21 protein-coding genes are annotated in these 14,313 nt (G+C 29.4%); 20 read left to right on the top strand and 1 reads right to left on the bottom strand.

The features are described from left to right. The 17 genes from rplE to HNR35_RS01720 all read left to right on the top strand — a co-directional run bounded on the left by rplE (position 1) and on the right by HNR35_RS01720 (position 10,233). Positions 1 to 549 carry a 50S ribosomal protein L5 gene (rplE, locus tag HNR35_RS01800; RefSeq protein ID WP_006433863.1) on the top strand — a complete coding sequence of 183 codons (549 nt, stop codon included), beginning with the start codon at positions 1 to 3 and terminating at the stop codon, positions 547 to 549. A gap of 17 nt (positions 550 to 566) precedes the next feature. Then, the gene (locus HNR35_RS01795; RefSeq protein WP_004789520.1) at positions 567 to 752 is read left to right on the top strand and encodes a type Z 30S ribosomal protein S14; all 186 of its coding nucleotides are present in this window, start codon (positions 567 to 569) and stop codon (positions 750 to 752) included. A gap of 10 nt (positions 753 to 762) precedes the next feature. Next, the gene (rpsH, locus tag HNR35_RS01790; RefSeq protein WP_006433957.1) at positions 763 to 1,161 is read left to right on the top strand and encodes a 30S ribosomal protein S8; all 399 of its coding nucleotides are present in this window, start codon (positions 763 to 765) and stop codon (positions 1,159 to 1,161) included. 16 nt (positions 1,162 to 1,177) lie between these two features. Next, positions 1,178 to 1,720 carry a 50S ribosomal protein L6 gene (gene rplF / locus HNR35_RS01785; protein ID WP_183223525.1) on the top strand — a complete coding sequence of 181 codons (543 nt, stop codon included), beginning with the start codon at positions 1,178 to 1,180 and terminating at the stop codon, positions 1,718 to 1,720. Between the two features lie 17 nt (positions 1,721 to 1,737). Then, entirely contained in the window at positions 1,738 to 2,097 is a 360-nt protein-coding gene (gene rplR / locus HNR35_RS01780; protein ID WP_183223524.1) for a 50S ribosomal protein L18, read from the top strand. A gap of 12 nt (positions 2,098 to 2,109) precedes the next feature. Beyond that, a complete protein-coding gene (gene rpsE, locus HNR35_RS01775) occupies positions 2,110 to 2,607 on the top strand; it encodes a 30S ribosomal protein S5 (protein WP_183223523.1) in 498 nt (165 codons plus the stop codon). Positions 2,608 to 2,610: 3 nt separating this feature from the next. After that, positions 2,611 to 2,922, top strand: a complete 312-nt coding sequence (rpmD, locus tag HNR35_RS01770; protein WP_183223522.1) for a 50S ribosomal protein L30 — start codon at positions 2,611 to 2,613, stop codon at positions 2,920 to 2,922. Next, a complete protein-coding gene (gene rplO / locus HNR35_RS01765) occupies positions 2,915 to 3,352 on the top strand; it encodes a 50S ribosomal protein L15 (protein WP_183223521.1) in 438 nt (145 codons plus the stop codon). The genes rpmD and rplO overlap by 8 nt, the downstream gene beginning before the upstream one ends. Positions 3,353 to 3,380: 28 nt before the next feature. Next, positions 3,381 to 4,685, top strand: a complete 1,305-nt coding sequence (gene secY / locus HNR35_RS01760) for a preprotein translocase subunit SecY (RefSeq protein ID WP_183223520.1) — start codon at positions 3,381 to 3,383, stop codon at positions 4,683 to 4,685. A 12-nt stretch (positions 4,686 to 4,697) separates the two neighbouring features. Beyond that, positions 4,698 to 4,811 carry a 50S ribosomal protein L36 gene (gene rpmJ / locus HNR35_RS01755; protein WP_004790059.1) on the top strand — a complete coding sequence of 38 codons (114 nt, stop codon included), beginning with the start codon at positions 4,698 to 4,700 and terminating at the stop codon, positions 4,809 to 4,811. Between the two features lie 25 nt (positions 4,812 to 4,836). After that, positions 4,837 to 5,214 carry a 30S ribosomal protein S13 gene (gene rpsM / locus HNR35_RS01750; RefSeq protein WP_183223519.1) on the top strand — a complete coding sequence of 126 codons (378 nt, stop codon included), beginning with the start codon at positions 4,837 to 4,839 and terminating at the stop codon, positions 5,212 to 5,214. Between the two features lie 27 nt (positions 5,215 to 5,241). Continuing rightward, the gene (gene rpsK, locus HNR35_RS01745) at positions 5,242 to 5,634 is read left to right on the top strand and encodes a 30S ribosomal protein S11 (RefSeq protein ID WP_002557092.1); all 393 of its coding nucleotides are present in this window, start codon (positions 5,242 to 5,244) and stop codon (positions 5,632 to 5,634) included. A 15-nt stretch (positions 5,635 to 5,649) separates the two neighbouring features. Next, on the top strand, positions 5,650 to 6,684 hold the full coding sequence (locus HNR35_RS01740; RefSeq protein ID WP_006433942.1) for a DNA-directed RNA polymerase subunit alpha: 1,035 nt from the start codon (positions 5,650 to 5,652) through the stop codon (positions 6,682 to 6,684). Between the two features lie 21 nt (positions 6,685 to 6,705). Continuing rightward, complete coding sequence (gene rplQ, locus HNR35_RS01735; protein ID WP_006433990.1) at positions 6,706 to 7,077, top strand: 50S ribosomal protein L17; 372 nt, start codon at positions 6,706 to 6,708, stop codon at positions 7,075 to 7,077. A gap of 73 nt (positions 7,078 to 7,150) precedes the next feature. Beyond that, on the top strand, positions 7,151 to 8,683 hold the full coding sequence (gene rny / locus HNR35_RS01730; RefSeq protein WP_183223517.1) for a ribonuclease Y: 1,533 nt from the start codon (positions 7,151 to 7,153) through the stop codon (positions 8,681 to 8,683). Beyond that, the gene (locus HNR35_RS01725; RefSeq protein WP_183223516.1) at positions 8,673 to 9,461 is read left to right on the top strand and encodes a TIGR00282 family metallophosphoesterase; all 789 of its coding nucleotides are present in this window, start codon (positions 8,673 to 8,675) and stop codon (positions 9,459 to 9,461) included. The genes rny and HNR35_RS01725 overlap by 11 nt, the downstream gene beginning before the upstream one ends. Further along, positions 9,442 to 10,233: a TlyA family RNA methyltransferase gene (locus HNR35_RS01720; protein WP_183223514.1), complete on the top strand. Its 792-nt coding sequence runs from the start codon at positions 9,442 to 9,444 to the stop codon at positions 10,231 to 10,233. Before HNR35_RS01725 ends, HNR35_RS01720 begins: the two co-directional genes overlap by 20 nt. Here the strand turns inward: HNR35_RS01720 and HNR35_RS01715 are convergent. Then, positions 10,230 to 10,976 carry a GerMN domain-containing protein gene (locus HNR35_RS01715; RefSeq protein WP_183223512.1) on the bottom strand — a complete coding sequence of 249 codons (747 nt, stop codon included), beginning with the start codon at positions 10,974 to 10,976 and terminating at the stop codon, positions 10,230 to 10,232. The two genes, HNR35_RS01720 and HNR35_RS01715, sit on opposite strands and share 4 nt — an antisense overlap. 86 nt (positions 10,977 to 11,062) lie before the next feature. Here HNR35_RS01715 and der point away from each other — a divergent pair, with 86 nt between their 5' ends. From der to HNR35_RS01700, 3 genes are read left to right on the top strand one after another with little or no spacing between them, the layout of a single operon-like run. Continuing rightward, positions 11,063 to 12,364, top strand: a complete 1,302-nt coding sequence (gene der, locus HNR35_RS01710) for a ribosome biogenesis GTPase Der (protein ID WP_183223510.1) — start codon at positions 11,063 to 11,065, stop codon at positions 12,362 to 12,364. Further along, positions 12,361 to 13,620 carry a hypothetical protein gene (locus HNR35_RS01705; protein ID WP_183223508.1) on the top strand — a complete coding sequence of 420 codons (1,260 nt, stop codon included), beginning with the start codon at positions 12,361 to 12,363 and terminating at the stop codon, positions 13,618 to 13,620. Before der ends, HNR35_RS01705 begins: the two co-directional genes overlap by 4 nt. Then, positions 13,617 to 14,303, top strand: a complete 687-nt coding sequence (locus HNR35_RS01700; protein ID WP_183223506.1) for an HAD family hydrolase — start codon at positions 13,617 to 13,619, stop codon at positions 14,301 to 14,303. Before HNR35_RS01705 ends, HNR35_RS01700 begins: the two co-directional genes overlap by 4 nt. The last annotated feature ends 10 nt before the right edge of the window (positions 14,304 to 14,313 follow it).

Here is a 14,313-nt window from a genome sequence, read left to right as displayed (position 1 = left end):
ATGAGTTATGTTCCTGAATTGAAGAAATATTATAAAGATAGTGTTATAAAAGAGCTTGTTAAAGAATTTGAATATAAATCTATAATGCAAGTTCCCAAGCTTGAGAAAATAGTAGTTTCTATAGGTGTTGGTGAGGCTGTTAAGAATAAGAAGTTATTAGATTCTGCAGTTTTAGAGCTTGCTCAGATTACCGGTCAAAAAGTTGTAAAAACAAAAGCAAAAAAAGCAATAGCTGGGTTTAAAATTAGACAAGGGCAAGAAATAGGTGCTAAAGTTACACTTAGAGGCAATGCAATGTATGAATTTTTGTATAAGCTTATTCATTTGGCATTGCCAAGGGTTAAGGATTTTAGGGGAATAAATGGGAATGCTTTTGATGGCAAAGGAAATTATTCTTTTGGAATATCGGAACAAATAATATTTTCTGAGATAGACTATGATAAAATAGAGAGAATATCTGGTTTGAATATTACAATTGTGACAACAGCTTCAAATGATAAAGAAAGCAAAGCTTTGCTTTTGAAATTTGGAATGCCGTTTAGTAATTAAAGGGATTTATAAGGTATATGGCTAAAAAATCAATGATTATTAAGGCTTTAAGAAAGCCTAAGTATAAAACAAGGCAGAATAATAGATGTAAGTTATGTGGTCGTCCAAGAGGATATTTGAGAGATTTTTGTATGTGTCGAATATGTTTTAGAAAGTATGCGTCTGAAGGATTAATTCCTGGCGTTTCAAAATCAAGTTGGTAAAGGGGAATTTATGGCGATTACTCATTCAGTAGGAGATATGCTAACTAAATTAAGAAATGCAAGTAGAGTTAAGCATGGGTCTGTAGATTTAAAAATGTCTAATATGAATAAATCAATATTAAATATTCTTAAAGAAGAGGGTTATATCAAGGATTTTAATTTTTTAGAAAAAGAAGGAATTGCTTTTATTAGAGTTTTGTTAAAGTATGACAACAAAAGAAATCCTGTTATAAGTAAAATAGATGCCATTTCTACTCCCGGTAGAAAAATTTATTCTTCATATAAAAAGATGCCAAGAATAAAGAATGGATATGGGATATTAATCATATCTTCTTCTCAAGGTGTTATTACCGGCAAAGAGGCTAAAGATAAAAAAATAGGTGGTGAATTGATTTGCTCAGTTTGGTAGCTTAATAGGGGGATGTATGTCACGTATTGGAAGACTTCCGATAAAAATTCCAGATACTGTTAAGATTGATGTTAAAGACAATTTAATAATAGTTGAAGGTGTTCGGGGAAGATTGGTTCAAAATATAAAAGACAGTATTAATATTAAAGTTGAAAATGGTAGCGTTATTGTTGATCGAGTTTTTAATGATAAAAAAGCAAAAGCTTATCACGGTCTTTACAGAAGTTTAATTTTTAACATGATAAAAGGGGTAACTGAAGGATTTTCTAAGTCTCTTACTATAAATGGCATAGGGTATAGAGTAGAGCAACAAGGAAATAGCCTTTTTTTAAGCCTTGGCTATTCAACTCAGTTTGAGTATGTTATTCCAGATGGTGTTAGTGTAAAGCTTGATGGGAATACTAAAATTTCTGTTGAAGGAATAGATAAGTTTAGGGTTGGTCAGGTTGCTGCGGAGATTAGAAGTTTGAAAAAACCAGAGCCATATAAAGGAAAAGGCATTAAGTATGATAATGAAGTTATTAGAAGAAAAGTCGGAAAATCTGGTGTAAAAAAATAAATTTTAGGTTAATAGTTATGAAAAAAATAAAAGAAGCAGAACAGAGAAAACTTAAGCGTAAAAAAAGAATAAAGAATAAAATAGGGCGTGGAGTAGCTACTAGGCCGCGAATTACTATATTTAAATCTAATAGGTATTTTTATGCGCAAGTTATAGATGATAGTAAGGGGCATACGGTTGCAAGCATTTCTACTATTGAAAAAAGTCTTAATTTAAGCAAAAATATTAATGATGTAAAAAAACTTGGAGAAGTTCTTGCTAAAAGACTTAAGGAGAAAAATATAAATAGTCTTATTTTTGATAGAAATGGTTATAAGTATCATGGGCTTATTGCAAGTTTTGCAACTTCTTTAAGGGAGTTTGGTATTAATATTTAAGGGAGTATATCTATGGTAGATGTTCAGACTCAGAGAAAGCAGATAGAAAAATTAATATCGCTCAACAGAGTTACTAAAGTTGTTAAGGGTGGAAGAAGATTCTCTTTTGCTGCTTTTATGGTTGTTGGAGATGGCGAAGGACATGTTGGTTGGGGCTTTGGTAAAGCCAATGATGCTAGTGATGCAATAAAAAAGAGCTTAACAAGTGCTAGGAAAAATTTAAGATTTGTTCCTATTAGGAAGGGAACATTACCCCATGAGGTTACTGGTTGCTTTAAAAAAGCTAAAATTTTAATCAAGCCAGCTACTCATGGTACTGGTGTTATTGCGGGAGGCCCTGTTCGCGCTGTAATGGAGGCTTTAGGGGTGCACGATATTTTGAGTAAATCTCTTGGTTCTAATAATTCTATGAATGTAGTAAAGGCAACTTTTAAAGCATTTGATTTAGTTTTAAATGCTGAGAAAGTGGCAGAGATGCGCGGGAAAACTTTGAAAACTTTATGGGGTTAATATATGATTAAAAGGAAATTAAGATTACAACTAAAGAAAGCTAGGTTTAATTCCTCAAGGTCCAGATCTAAGAATAAATGTTTTATTAGAAGAATGGAAAAGAATAGGGAAATTATTTCTAAAAGCAATATTAATGTACAAGTTTCTCTTGTACGAAGTCTTATTGGAAAATTAAATAAAAAGGTTAAAGTTTTAAAAGCATTGGGTTTAAATAAAATAGGCGATAAAAAGGTCCATTTTTTAAATGGACCTATTAAAGGTATGCTTAACGAGACTATTAATATGATTTTATTAAGCGAGGTAAGTAATGTTTAGTCTATTAAAGCCCAAGGGAGCGGCTAAGCGACGTAAAATTGTTGGCAGAGGTCCAGGGTCAGGGCTTGGTAAAACTTCTGGTAGAGGGCAGAAGGGGCAAAAGGCAAGAAATACTTCGCCAAGACTTGGATTTGAAGGTGGACAGACTCCTCTTTATAGAAGATTGCCAAGGAAAGGTTTTTCTAATAATGATTATAAATTGAAATATGTAATTGTTAATCTTGGAGATATAGATAAAAAATTTAATGATGGACAAGTAGTTAACTATGATACTTTGCTTGAAAATAAACTTATAAGAAAGAGAAATAAAAAAATTAAGATTTTATCTAATGGCAAGCTTACAAAAAAAGTTTCCTTGGAGGTTTCTAAAATTTCTAAATCGGCTGAAAGTCTTGTAATGGAAATTGGTGGTACTATTAAATTAGTTTAATAGTTTAATAGTTTAAAGTGGAATAAAAATGAAAGAATTGTTTTTAAGTTTATTTACTGTTAAGGATTTGAGAAATAAGTTCTTGTTTACTTTATTTATTCTTTTTCTTTTTAGAGTTGGATCGTATTTGCCGATACCAGGAATAGATTCTGTAGCTCTTAAAAGTTATTTCAAGTCACAATCAGATTTTTCAATTGCTAATTATTTTGATTTTTTTTCAGGTGGGGCTTTTAGTAATTTTTCTATATTTATGCTTAGCATAGGGCCCTATATTTCAGCATCTATTATTATTCAGCTTCTTGTTTATTCTTTTCCTTCTTTAAAAAAAATGCAAGAGGGTGATGGCGGGAGGCAAAAGACTAAAAAATATACAAAATATTTAACAATAGTTGCAGCTGTAATTCAAGGGTATGCGACAAGTCTTTATGCTAAGGGCATTCCGGGCGCTGTTACTATTCCTTTTTATAGATACATATTTATTGCTATTTTAACAGTTACCACGGGGACGTTTATTCTTTTGTGGTTTGGAGAGCAGATTAATCAAAGAGGTGTTGGTAATGGAACATCTTTGATAATTTTTTCCGGGATAGTAGTTAGACTTCAAGCAGCTTTGTTTAACTTATTCCAAAGCATGCAGGATCCTTCTCAAAATGTTAATCCCGTTTTTGTGATACTTGTTATAAGTATATTTATTTTAGTTGTTCTTTTAATTATATATGAATATAAAGCTCAAATGAGAATTGCTATTCATTATGCTAGGGCAAATTCTAATAGTACGGTTAGTTCATATTTGCCAATCAAGTTGAATCCGTCGGGCGTTTTACCGGTTATTTTTGCCTCTGTTTTGATTACTTTACCTTTGCAAATTTTAAGTGGGTTTGCGGAAACTTCTTCTATAGCTAGGCAAATTTTATCTTATTTAAGGCCTAATGGGTTTTATTATACTTTTTTGAATGTAATTTTGATAATCGGATTTACTTATTTTTATTCTAAGATTCAGTTAAGTCCCAAGGATATAAGTAATAATATTCGTAAGAATGGAGGCACTATTCCTGGAATAAAGTCTGATGAAATGGAAAAATATTTAGATGAAATTATGAATAAAACTTTGTTTTCAGGATCTATTTTTTTGTCAATTATTGCAATTATTCCATTTTTAGTGCAAAATATTTTTAGATTTCCGCACGATGTTTCTAGAATAATGGGGGGATCTTCTTTGCTTATTATGGTAGGAGTTGCACTTGATACGTTGATTCATATTGATGCTTATTTGAAAACGCAAGGATTTTCTAATAGAAATAAAAAGGATTATGCATTTTTGCAAAAAATTTAGGAGTGTTTGGTTATGAAAGTTAGAGCAAGTGTAAAGCCAATTTGTGAAAAGTGTAAAGTTATAAAAAGAAAAGGTGTATTAAGAATTATTTGTGATAATTTGAAGCATAAACAAAGACAAAAGTAAAAAAGTAAAAATTAGAGGAAATAAGATGGCTAGAATATCGGGAATAGATTTACCAAGTAGTAAACAATTAAGAATAGCGCTTACTTCTATTTATGGTATAGGTAGAACAAGAGCTTTGGAAGTTTGCAATAGAGCAAGTATTTCTCCAAGTAAAATTGCTAAAGACCTGGATAATGACGAGGTTAATCGACTTAGGAAGGTAATTGAGAGTGATTATGTTGTGGAAGGGAAACTTAGAAGTGAGGTTGCTATGTCTATTAAAAGACTTATGGATATAGCGTGTTATAGGGGCGTTAGACATAGAAAAGGATTGCCTTTGAGAGGACAAAGAACCAAAACAAATGCAAGAACTAGAAAAGGAAAAAGAAAGACTGTAGCTAATAAGAAAATAGCTAGCAAGTAAAATAGTTTTTAAGATTTGGAGGATAAGTTGAGCGCAAAATTATCAACTAATAGTAAAAAAAAAATTAAAAGAAATATAGGAGAAGGAAACGTTTATATACAAGCTACTTTTAATAATACCATAGTTACTGTATCTGATATAAAGGGAAATGCTTTAGCTTGGGCAAGTGCTGGTGGGATGGGTTTTAAAGGGGCTAAAAAGTCAACCCCATATGCTGCTCAAATAACAGCGGAATCTGCTTTAAATAAAGTGAGAGATTTTGGAATTAATTATGTTCATGTGTATATAAAAGGACCAGGTATTGGTAGAGAATCCGCAATAAGAGCTATTGGTTCGATTGGAATGACTGTAAAATCAATTTCAGATATTACCCCTATCCCTCATAATGGATGCAGACCGAAAAAAACCAGACGGGTTTAGTTAAAAGGAGTTATAATGCCTGTGGAAAAATTTTTGAAAGATTTCACTATACCTGAAAAAATTGAATTTTTGAAAAGTCAAGATGATGGATCTTATGGTAAATTTACGATATATCCTTTTGAAAGAGGTTTTGGGGTTACTATAGGTAATACTTTAAGGCGTGTGTTACTTTCTTCTATTGAAGGGTATGCGATTACTACTATGAGAGTTCAATCTAACAATAAAGACTCTTCGTCAAAGGTCGTTTCAAGTGAATTTGATTTGATTCCTGGAGTTTCTGAAGATACTCTTGAAGTTATTGCTAATATTAAAAATATTCATTTGAAACTTAGAGAGGGAGAGCAAAGAAAGATAATAAGTTTCAGTGTTAGCGGTAAGGATACTAATGTTTTAAAAGCTTCTCATTTTGAAATGGATGGAGTTGAGGTTTTTAATAAAGATTTAGTTATAGCTACTTTATCACATGATGCTAATTTAGATTTTGAATTTCAAATTAATTATGGTAGAGGTTATGTGTCTTCTGAGCAAAATTCCAAATATTTAGAAGAAGTTAATGTTATTGCTTTAGATTCCATATTTTCGCCTATAGAGAAAGTTTCATATACTGTAGAAGATACTAGAGTTGGTCAAAGATCAGATTATGATAAGCTTGTAATGGAAATTTGGACTACAGGTGTGATTTCTGCTAAAGACGCAATAAAAAAGGCTGCATTAATAGTAAGAGAATTTTTATTTCCTCTTGTAGATTTTGAAGATAGTGTTAATACGTCTGTTGATAAGTCAAAATCAGAAAATTCTAACTTGCTTGATATGGGTATTGAGAAATTGGACTTATCAGTTAGATCTTTAAATTGTTTAGCCAAAGAAAATGTTAAAACTTTAGGGGAGCTTATTAGTAAAAATGCAGACGAGCTTTCTAAGGCTAGAAATTTTGGTAAAAAAAGTTTGGAAGAGATAATCGAAAAACTTGGTTCTTATCGATTGTTTTTAGGAATGTCTAAAGAGGATGCTTTATCTGTATTAAGTAAGAATGTTAAAATATCTGAATAAAAGGAGAGTTTAGGTTGTTTCATGAAAACAAAATTAGGTTTTAATAGATTAAGTAGGAAATCTAGTCACAGGAGAGCACTTTTAAAAAATATGGTAATTTCTTTTTTAAAATACGAAAAAATTTCTTCTACTAAGGCAAAATTGTTTGAAGTTAGAAGATTTGCTGAAAGAGTAATTACAAAGGCAAAAGTTGATACTGTACATAATAGGCGAGAATTATCAAAATTTATACACGATAAATATATTTTAAATAAACTGTTTACCAAAATTTCTCCTGTTTTTAGACAAAGAAGTGGTGGGTATACTCGGATAATTAAATTAGGTAAAAGATATGGAGATGCGGCTGAAATGGCTATTCTAGAATTAGTTGAAAAGCCTTTAAAAGTTGAATAATTAATAAATTTGAGCACACTGTTTTAAAGATCAAAGTTTAAATTGCTTTTAAACAGCATAGGAGTTAAATGATATGATATATATTATTTTTTCTTCTATTTTTGCTGGCTTTATATTAGGATTTTTAGTAAGAGTTTTTTTAGGTAGATTATCTTTATTAGATTTAGAAAAAAAACTGACAAAAATAAGGGTAGAATCACAATTAGAGATAGAAAATGAAAGAAGGCAAATTATTGCTAATACAAAATCTCAAATGCTTAAAGAAAAAAACCAGCAAGATAGGGATATAAGGGATAGGAAAAATGAGATTGCTAATCTGGAAAAAAGATTATTACAAAGAGAAGAAACCTTAGATAAGAGAATATCAGCTCTTGATAAACAGCAGTCTAGAGTTGATTTTAAAATTAAAGAGTTTGAACAAAAAGAAAAAGTAATAAGAGAAAAAGAGGTCGATCTTGTCAAAAGATTGGAGAATGTTTCTGGTCTTACAAGAGAAGACGCAAGAAAAATTGTAATTGAGAAAGTTGAGCATGAGTCTAGAAGAGATGCTCAAGTTATTATTAATAAAAGTGAGCAGGAGGCTCAGTTATTAGCGGATAAAGTAGCAAAAGATATTTTAGTATCTACTATGCAGCGTATTGTTACTGAGGTAAGCTCAGAGTTTACAGTAGCTTCTGTTGAATTACCCAATGACGAGATGAAAGGGAGGATTATAGGTAAAGAAGGGCGCAATATTAGGGCCCTTGAGACTTTAATAGGGGCTGATATTATTATTGATGATACTCCCGAAGCTGTTGTTATATCTTGCTTTGATCCAATAAGAAAAGAACTTGCCAAGAGGACTTTAGAAAGACTTGTTACAGATGGCAGGATTCATCCTGCTAGGATTGAAGAAGTTGTATATAACGTTACTAACGAGATAAATAGCATTATTCAAGAAGAAGGTGAGAAAGTAGTTTTTGATCTTAATATACATGGACTTGATAAGAGACTTATTAGAGGGTTGGGGAGGCTTTATTTTAGAAGTAGTTATGGACAAAATGTTTTAAGTCACTCTAAAGAAACTGCTATAATAGGAGAAATTTTAGCTAAAGAGATGAAATTAGACCCTATTGTAGTGAAAAGAGCATGTCTTTTACATGATATTGGGAAAGGTATGGAAAGTATTTCTGATAATAGCGAAGGACATGCTATTACTGGCGCTGAACTTGCTCAAAGTTGCGGAGAGAGTGAAATTGTTGTTAATGCTATTGCTGCGCATCATAATGAAGTTAAGCCCGAGAGCCTTGAGGCTATTGTTGTTCAAATAGCAGATGCCATCTCAGCATCTCGTCCTGGAGCAAGGCGGGAAAGTTTAAATAACTATATAAATAGACTTAAAAGACTTGAAGATATTGCTTATAGTTTTGAAGGTGTTCAAAAATGTTATGCGATTCAAGCTGGTCGTGAAGTTAGAATTATTGTTGACAATGTATTGGTTAATGATGAAAAATCAATTTTACTTGCAAGAAACATTGCTAAGAAGATAGAAGCTGAAATGAGATATCCTGGAAAAATTAAAGTTACAATTATTCGTGAAACTAGAGTTATTGAATATGCAAGATAACATTATTAAAACCTTGATAATTGGGGATATAATAGGCGAGAGTGGATTAAAAAAAGTTTTTTTTAATCTTAAAAATATAAAAAACAAATATAGAATAGATTTGGTAATTGCTAATGGAGAAAATTCTTCAAATGGTTTTGGAATAACCCCAGAAATAGCAAATAATCTTTTTAGATCGGGTGTTAATGTTATTACCACTGGTAATCATGTGTATTCTAATTACAAAATAAATGCTTATCTAAATAAGCAAACGTATATCTTAAGGCCAAATAATTTTTCAGATTTGTTAGATGGACATGGTTATTGTTTTTTTACTATTAGAGATGAGAAGGTTGCTATTATTAATGTTCAAGGGGTTTTAAATATGAATTTTATTGTTAAAAATCCTTTTGATAATACAAAAAAATTGGTTAATATGCTTAGTAATAAGGCTAGAACCATTTTTGTAGATTTTCATTCTGAGAGTAATTATGAAAAAGAAAGTTTTGGCTATTTTTTAAATGGTTTTGTAACAGGTGTGGTTGGTACTCATACGCATATTATGACTCAAGATGAAAGAATATTGTCAAAAGGGACAGCCTATATTAGTGATATTGGAATGACAGGGGGATTGAATTCTGTAATAGGATTTAATCCCGACATTTCTCTTAAAGGATTACTTGAATATATCTCTTTAAGAGCTGAAATTGTGGAAGATGACATAATTTTACAAGGAGTTATTATTACTTCTAATCTAAAGACAGGCCGTGCTTTAAAAATTGAAAGGATTCAGAAATAATTTATTAAACATACTTTGTAAAAGGTATCCAGAAAAAACACGAAAAGAATTAATGGTTTTGATTTTAACAGGTAATATATATGTAAATTCTCATAAAGAAAAAAATCCTAAAATGTTAATAAATAAAACAAGTAAAATAGATTTGGTTGATAATACTTGCCAAGTATTTGTATCAAGGGGAGGCTACAAGCTTTTAGAAGCTCTTAAAGGTTTTAAACTCGAAGTTAAAAATAAAATTTGTGTTGATGTTGGCTCTTCAACTGGTGGCTTTACTGATTGTCTTTTGCAGTGTGGTGCCAATTTTGTTTATTCAATTGATGTAGGCATTAATCAACTTTCTTATAAATTAAGAGTTGATCCAAGAGTTAAAGTTTTAGAAAGAACTAATATTTTTGATGTTACGGAATTTAAAATTATGCCTAATTTTGCCGTTGTAGATGTTTCTTTTAGATCATCAATAAGTATATGCGCAAATTTAATAGACAAACTTTCTGATAATTTTATTATAGTTTTAATCAAGCCTCAGTTTGAGGTTAAAAGTTTAAATTTGGATATAAAAAACTTTAATGGTGTTGTGAATGCTAAGTATTTGAAGATAATTTTGCAAGGCGTAATTGAAAAATTATATAAAAATAAATTACAAGTTAAAAATATATTAAAGTTAAAAACCAAAGGTAAAAAGGGTAATCAAGAATTTATGTTTTTAGTTGTTAGGTCAAGTGTTTACAATATTACAAGTTCTATGCAATTGCTTAACAATATTGAATTTTAATATTTGTCTAAAGTCTTTTTATTTAATATTCCCGAGAAGTTTAAGTTTAATTCTTCAAGTATTATTGGATTATTTTCTATTGTTAAAATTATTCCAGCAATTCCTTTAATTTCAAGGCATGTTAAGGTTATTTGAGCGATTTGATTAATTATACCTTCAATTCCGAAGCTATTTTCATAAAATTCTTTAGATAAATTTATTTTAGCAATTCCTTCGCTTAGGCTTAAGTTTAACAGTTTAGTTTTTATAGGAATTAAACTTAAAAAATTATTTTTTAGTTCGTATTCATTTGGACCTTTAATTAAAGATTTTAGTGTTTCTTCAAGAATATTTTTGTCGTAATATATAGCTCTTTTTACAGTTTGTCTTAAAAAATAGCCTTCTGGGGTGACTTTTATAAAATAAAGCTTAATAAATTTTTTGTTTTTAAGGTTATTATTTCTTTGGTTTTGTTTGAGTTCTTCTTCAAGTTTTTTTATTTCTGGTGGTTGAATTAAAAAATTTTCATTTTTAAGTATTTTTATATTTGTATTTTTATTAGTGACTTTTTTAGCTTCAATTAATCTGTTATCTTGTGTTTGATTTGATTCAAATAAACTGTTATCGTAATTTTTTTCCTTAAAAATATGCATAATAAGCGAATTTTTGATTATTAATAGTGCACTAATTATTGTTAAAATAATAGCAATTAAAATTAAAAGCATGTCTGATTTGGTTGGACTTGAACTTTTTTTTCTTTTCAATATAAACACTCATGCATAATTGGCATAAATACTAATATTTGATATTATAATGGAAATATCGGAATAAATAAAGAGGTGTATTTGCTTTGCTTAGTTATAAAAAGGTTCTTATTGTTGGTAGACCGAATGTTGGAAAATCTGCTTTATTTAATCGACTTTTAGATACAAAAAGGAGTATTACTGAGAGTACTTACGGTGTTACTAGAGATTTAGTTGAAGAGGTTTGTAAGGTTGATTCTTTTAAGTTTAAATTAATTGATACTGGTGGGTTTACGATCTTAAAAGATGAGATTAGCAAAATTGTTGTGCAAAAAGTTTTAAGCTCTTTAGAAAAAGTTGATTTAATTTTATTGGTTTTAGATGTTAATGAAATTTTACTTGAAGACTATCAGATTATTGAAAAACTTAGAAAATATAGCAGTAAGGTAATTTTGGTTTTAAACAAAGTAGATACTAAAGATAAGGAATTTTTAGCTCATGAATTTCATAATTTGGGGTTTAAACGCTATTTTCTAGTTAGCGCAGTTCATTGTCGAGGCATTGCTAAGCTTAGGGATTTTTTAAAAGTAGAAGTTGGTGAAGCTAATATTGAGGATGAAGTTAATATTAAAGTTGGGATTATAGGTAAGCCTAATTCAGGTAAGTCTACTCTTATTAATCATTTATCTGGAAATGAAATTTCAATTATTTCAGATCAACCTGGTACTACTAGGGATTTTATTAAAACTAAGGTAACTAGAAATGGAAAAGTTTTTGAGATTATTGATACAGCTGGGATAAGGCGAAGAGCTAGAGTAAATGAAATTGTTGAATATTATTCTGTTAATAGGGCATTAAAAGTAATTGACATGGTGGATATTGTGTTTTTATTGATTGATGTTAAAGAAGAATTGACTTTTCAGGATAAAAAGATTGCTCATTATGTTGTTAAAAAAGGGAAAGGAATTATTATTGTGTTTAGTAAGTGGGACTTAGTGGAGGAATCCAAGGGTTATTTTGAAGCCCTAAAGAGTCGTGTAAAATTTTTTTTCCCTGTTTTAAATTTTGCTCCTATATTTAGAATTTCTGTTCATAAAAAGATAGGTTTAAATTCTATTTTTAAAGAAGCGGTTAAATTAAAAGATCAACTTGAGTTTAAAACCAGTACCCCAGATCTAAATAAAATGTTAAATTTATGGATTAAAGACTACCATTTAAATATTTCTCATAAAATAAAGTATATTACACAAGTTAGTGCTAATCCTGTCAGGTTTATTCTTTTTGCAAATAAAATAAAGAATTTCCCAAATTCTTACTATAATTATTTAGTAAATAATTTACGTAAAATTGGATATAAAAATATTCCAATTTTGGTAGAATTGAGGGAAAAAATAAGAGATTTGAAGTGAAATATATATTTTTATTCTTAATAATTAAGAGTCTAAATCTTTTTGCATTTGAGAGTTTGTTTTATGATTTTGACATAAGGACTAAGTATTCAAAATATTTTAATTCAAGCTATGTACACAAAAAAATAAGTCCAATAAAGCACTTTATTACCGAAAATTATTACATTGAAGTTTCAAGTGTGGTTTCTTCCGAGTATGTTTACTATTCTTTTTTTAATAAAAAAAAGAATGTGGATTATATTTTTCCAGGGTCTTATGTGATTAAAGTGGGCAAAGATGGCATTGAACAGATAAAAATATTTTTTATAAACAGGGGGGATACGTTTATTAGAATAAAGTCTGCAAAATTTTCTTCTAATGCTGATTTTTATTTAATAAATACTTTGATTTATAAAGATGTTAAATTGCCTTTTAATATTAAAGACATTGCAGTAATTTCTCTTGGCAATATAATGAATTATATTGCCAAGGTTATTGATTTTAGGTATTTTATTCCTGAATATTTTGATATTTATAAAAATATTTCTAATATGGCAATTAGCTTAAGGAAGGCTCTTGCATCTTTTCCTATTACTGAGGTTGTTGATGGTGCAATGGATGAGTATGGCAAAATGGTGTATATAGAAACTGGTTTGTTGCAAAAAGATCCTGTAGGGTTTAATTGTTCAGGATTTGTTAAATGGGTTGCAGATTCGATTTATAAATCAATGACAGGGCGACTTTTAAGGATTGACGATCTTAAGCTTAGGCATATTGGTGTTAGAGGTGGTGTTTTTACTAAAAATCAAGAATTTAATAAGGATCCTTTTTTTGGCCTTGATTGGATTCGCAATATTGCCTATAGGATAAATAATGTTAATGTGGATTTAAATTTATCTAAAGTTAAGGAAAATGATGTCAATAATATTAAGTTTTTTGATTATATTGACAATCGTGGCTATAAAATTGAAAATTTAGAATTTTTATTATATAGTCTAGCTTTAGATGAGCCTGGATATATTTATTTTGGATCTATTAGCACGGGTGTTAACAATTTGTCAAGTATGATGCTTCATAAGCATGTTGTTTTGTTTATTCCATTTCTTGATGAAAATAGGATTTTTAGAGTTTCTGTTAATGAAGTTAATGCTGAAACTTCAATCAAGTCTCTTCAAAAAAGATATCCAAAATCTTATATTCATTTAGTTAGAGTTAAGGTTCCTGAAAATTTACCAATAGTACCTATACCTATAAAGGCAAATAATCAATTATCATGATTAAAGCTGTAATATTTGATTTAGATGGCACATTATATCCTGAGATGGATAGAAATAAATTAATGTTTTTTGAATTTTTAACCAATGTCAAGTTTTTTTTAGCTTTTAAAAAGATTAGGAAAAAAATACGGATTTTGCAAACCAATCAATGTTCGCCTTCAAATAGAGATGAATTACTTTCCCTTCAGGTTAAAATGCTTTCTGAGTATTTAAATCTTGATGAGAGTAGGTGTGCTTTTTTATTAAATAAAATATATTATAGTCAGAGTTTTAGTGATAAATTCAAAAAACTCAAACCATATTTTGGAGTTCAAGATTTAATCTATTGGCTTAAATTTAAGGAAATAAAATTAGGGGTAATGTCAGACTTTCCTATTTTAGATCGTGTAAAAAATTTATTAGGGATTCAAGACGATTTTTGGGATATTCTTTATTCTTCAGAAGATACTGGATATTTAAAGCCACATAAAGCACCTTTTTTAAAAATCATTGAGGATTTGAATTTAAGTAGTAATAATATTTTGTATGTGGGGAATTCTTATGAATATGACATTTTGGGTGCTAAAAATGTTTCAATGAAAGCAGCTTTTTTTTCGAAAAGGAATATAAATTTCAAAGGGTCAATTGATTTTATTTTTCATGATTATAAGGACTTGAGGGAATATATAAGTATTAATATATAGAATATGGGTA

The sequence above is a fragment of the Borreliella spielmanii genome (assembly GCF_014201705.1).
In the GTDB taxonomy this organism is placed as follows: Bacteria; Spirochaetota; Spirochaetia; order Borreliales; family Borreliaceae; genus Borreliella; species Borreliella spielmanii.
This window is presented reverse-complemented; position numbering and strand designations above follow the sequence as displayed.

Bases quoted from the DNA above. Each gene is read 5' to 3' on its own strand.
- HNR35_RS01700 (WP_183223506.1), top strand. From the start codon at position 13,617: ATGATTAAAGCTGTAATATTTGATTTAGATGGCACATTATATCCTGAG.
- rplF (WP_183223525.1), top strand. From the start codon at position 1,178: ATGTCACGTATTGGAAGACTTCCGATAAAAATTCCAGATACTGTTAAG.
- rplE (WP_006433863.1), top strand. From the start codon at position 1: ATGAGTTATGTTCCTGAATTGAAGAAATATTATAAAGATAGTGTTATA.
- rpsM (WP_183223519.1), top strand. From the start codon at position 4,837: ATGGCTAGAATATCGGGAATAGATTTACCAAGTAGTAAACAATTAAGA.
- rplR (WP_183223524.1), top strand. From the start codon at position 1,738: ATGAAAAAAATAAAAGAAGCAGAACAGAGAAAACTTAAGCGTAAAAAA.
- rpmJ (WP_004790059.1), top strand. From the start codon at position 4,698: ATGAAAGTTAGAGCAAGTGTAAAGCCAATTTGTGAAAAGTGTAAAGTT.
- rpmD (WP_183223522.1), top strand. From the start codon at position 2,611: ATGATTAAAAGGAAATTAAGATTACAACTAAAGAAAGCTAGGTTTAAT.
- rny (WP_183223517.1), top strand. From the start codon at position 7,151: ATGATATATATTATTTTTTCTTCTATTTTTGCTGGCTTTATATTAGGA.
- rpsE (WP_183223523.1), top strand. From the start codon at position 2,110: ATGGTAGATGTTCAGACTCAGAGAAAGCAGATAGAAAAATTAATATCG.
- rplQ (WP_006433990.1), top strand. From the start codon at position 6,706: ATGAAAACAAAATTAGGTTTTAATAGATTAAGTAGGAAATCTAGTCAC.
- secY (WP_183223520.1), top strand. From the start codon at position 3,381: ATGAAAGAATTGTTTTTAAGTTTATTTACTGTTAAGGATTTGAGAAAT.
- rplO (WP_183223521.1), top strand. From the start codon at position 2,915: ATGTTTAGTCTATTAAAGCCCAAGGGAGCGGCTAAGCGACGTAAAATT.
- HNR35_RS01725 (WP_183223516.1), top strand. From the start codon at position 8,673: ATGCAAGATAACATTATTAAAACCTTGATAATTGGGGATATAATAGGC.
- HNR35_RS01795 (WP_004789520.1), top strand. From the start codon at position 567: ATGGCTAAAAAATCAATGATTATTAAGGCTTTAAGAAAGCCTAAGTAT.
- rpsH (WP_006433957.1), top strand. From the start codon at position 763: ATGGCGATTACTCATTCAGTAGGAGATATGCTAACTAAATTAAGAAAT.
- HNR35_RS01740 (WP_006433942.1), top strand. From the start codon at position 5,650: ATGCCTGTGGAAAAATTTTTGAAAGATTTCACTATACCTGAAAAAATT.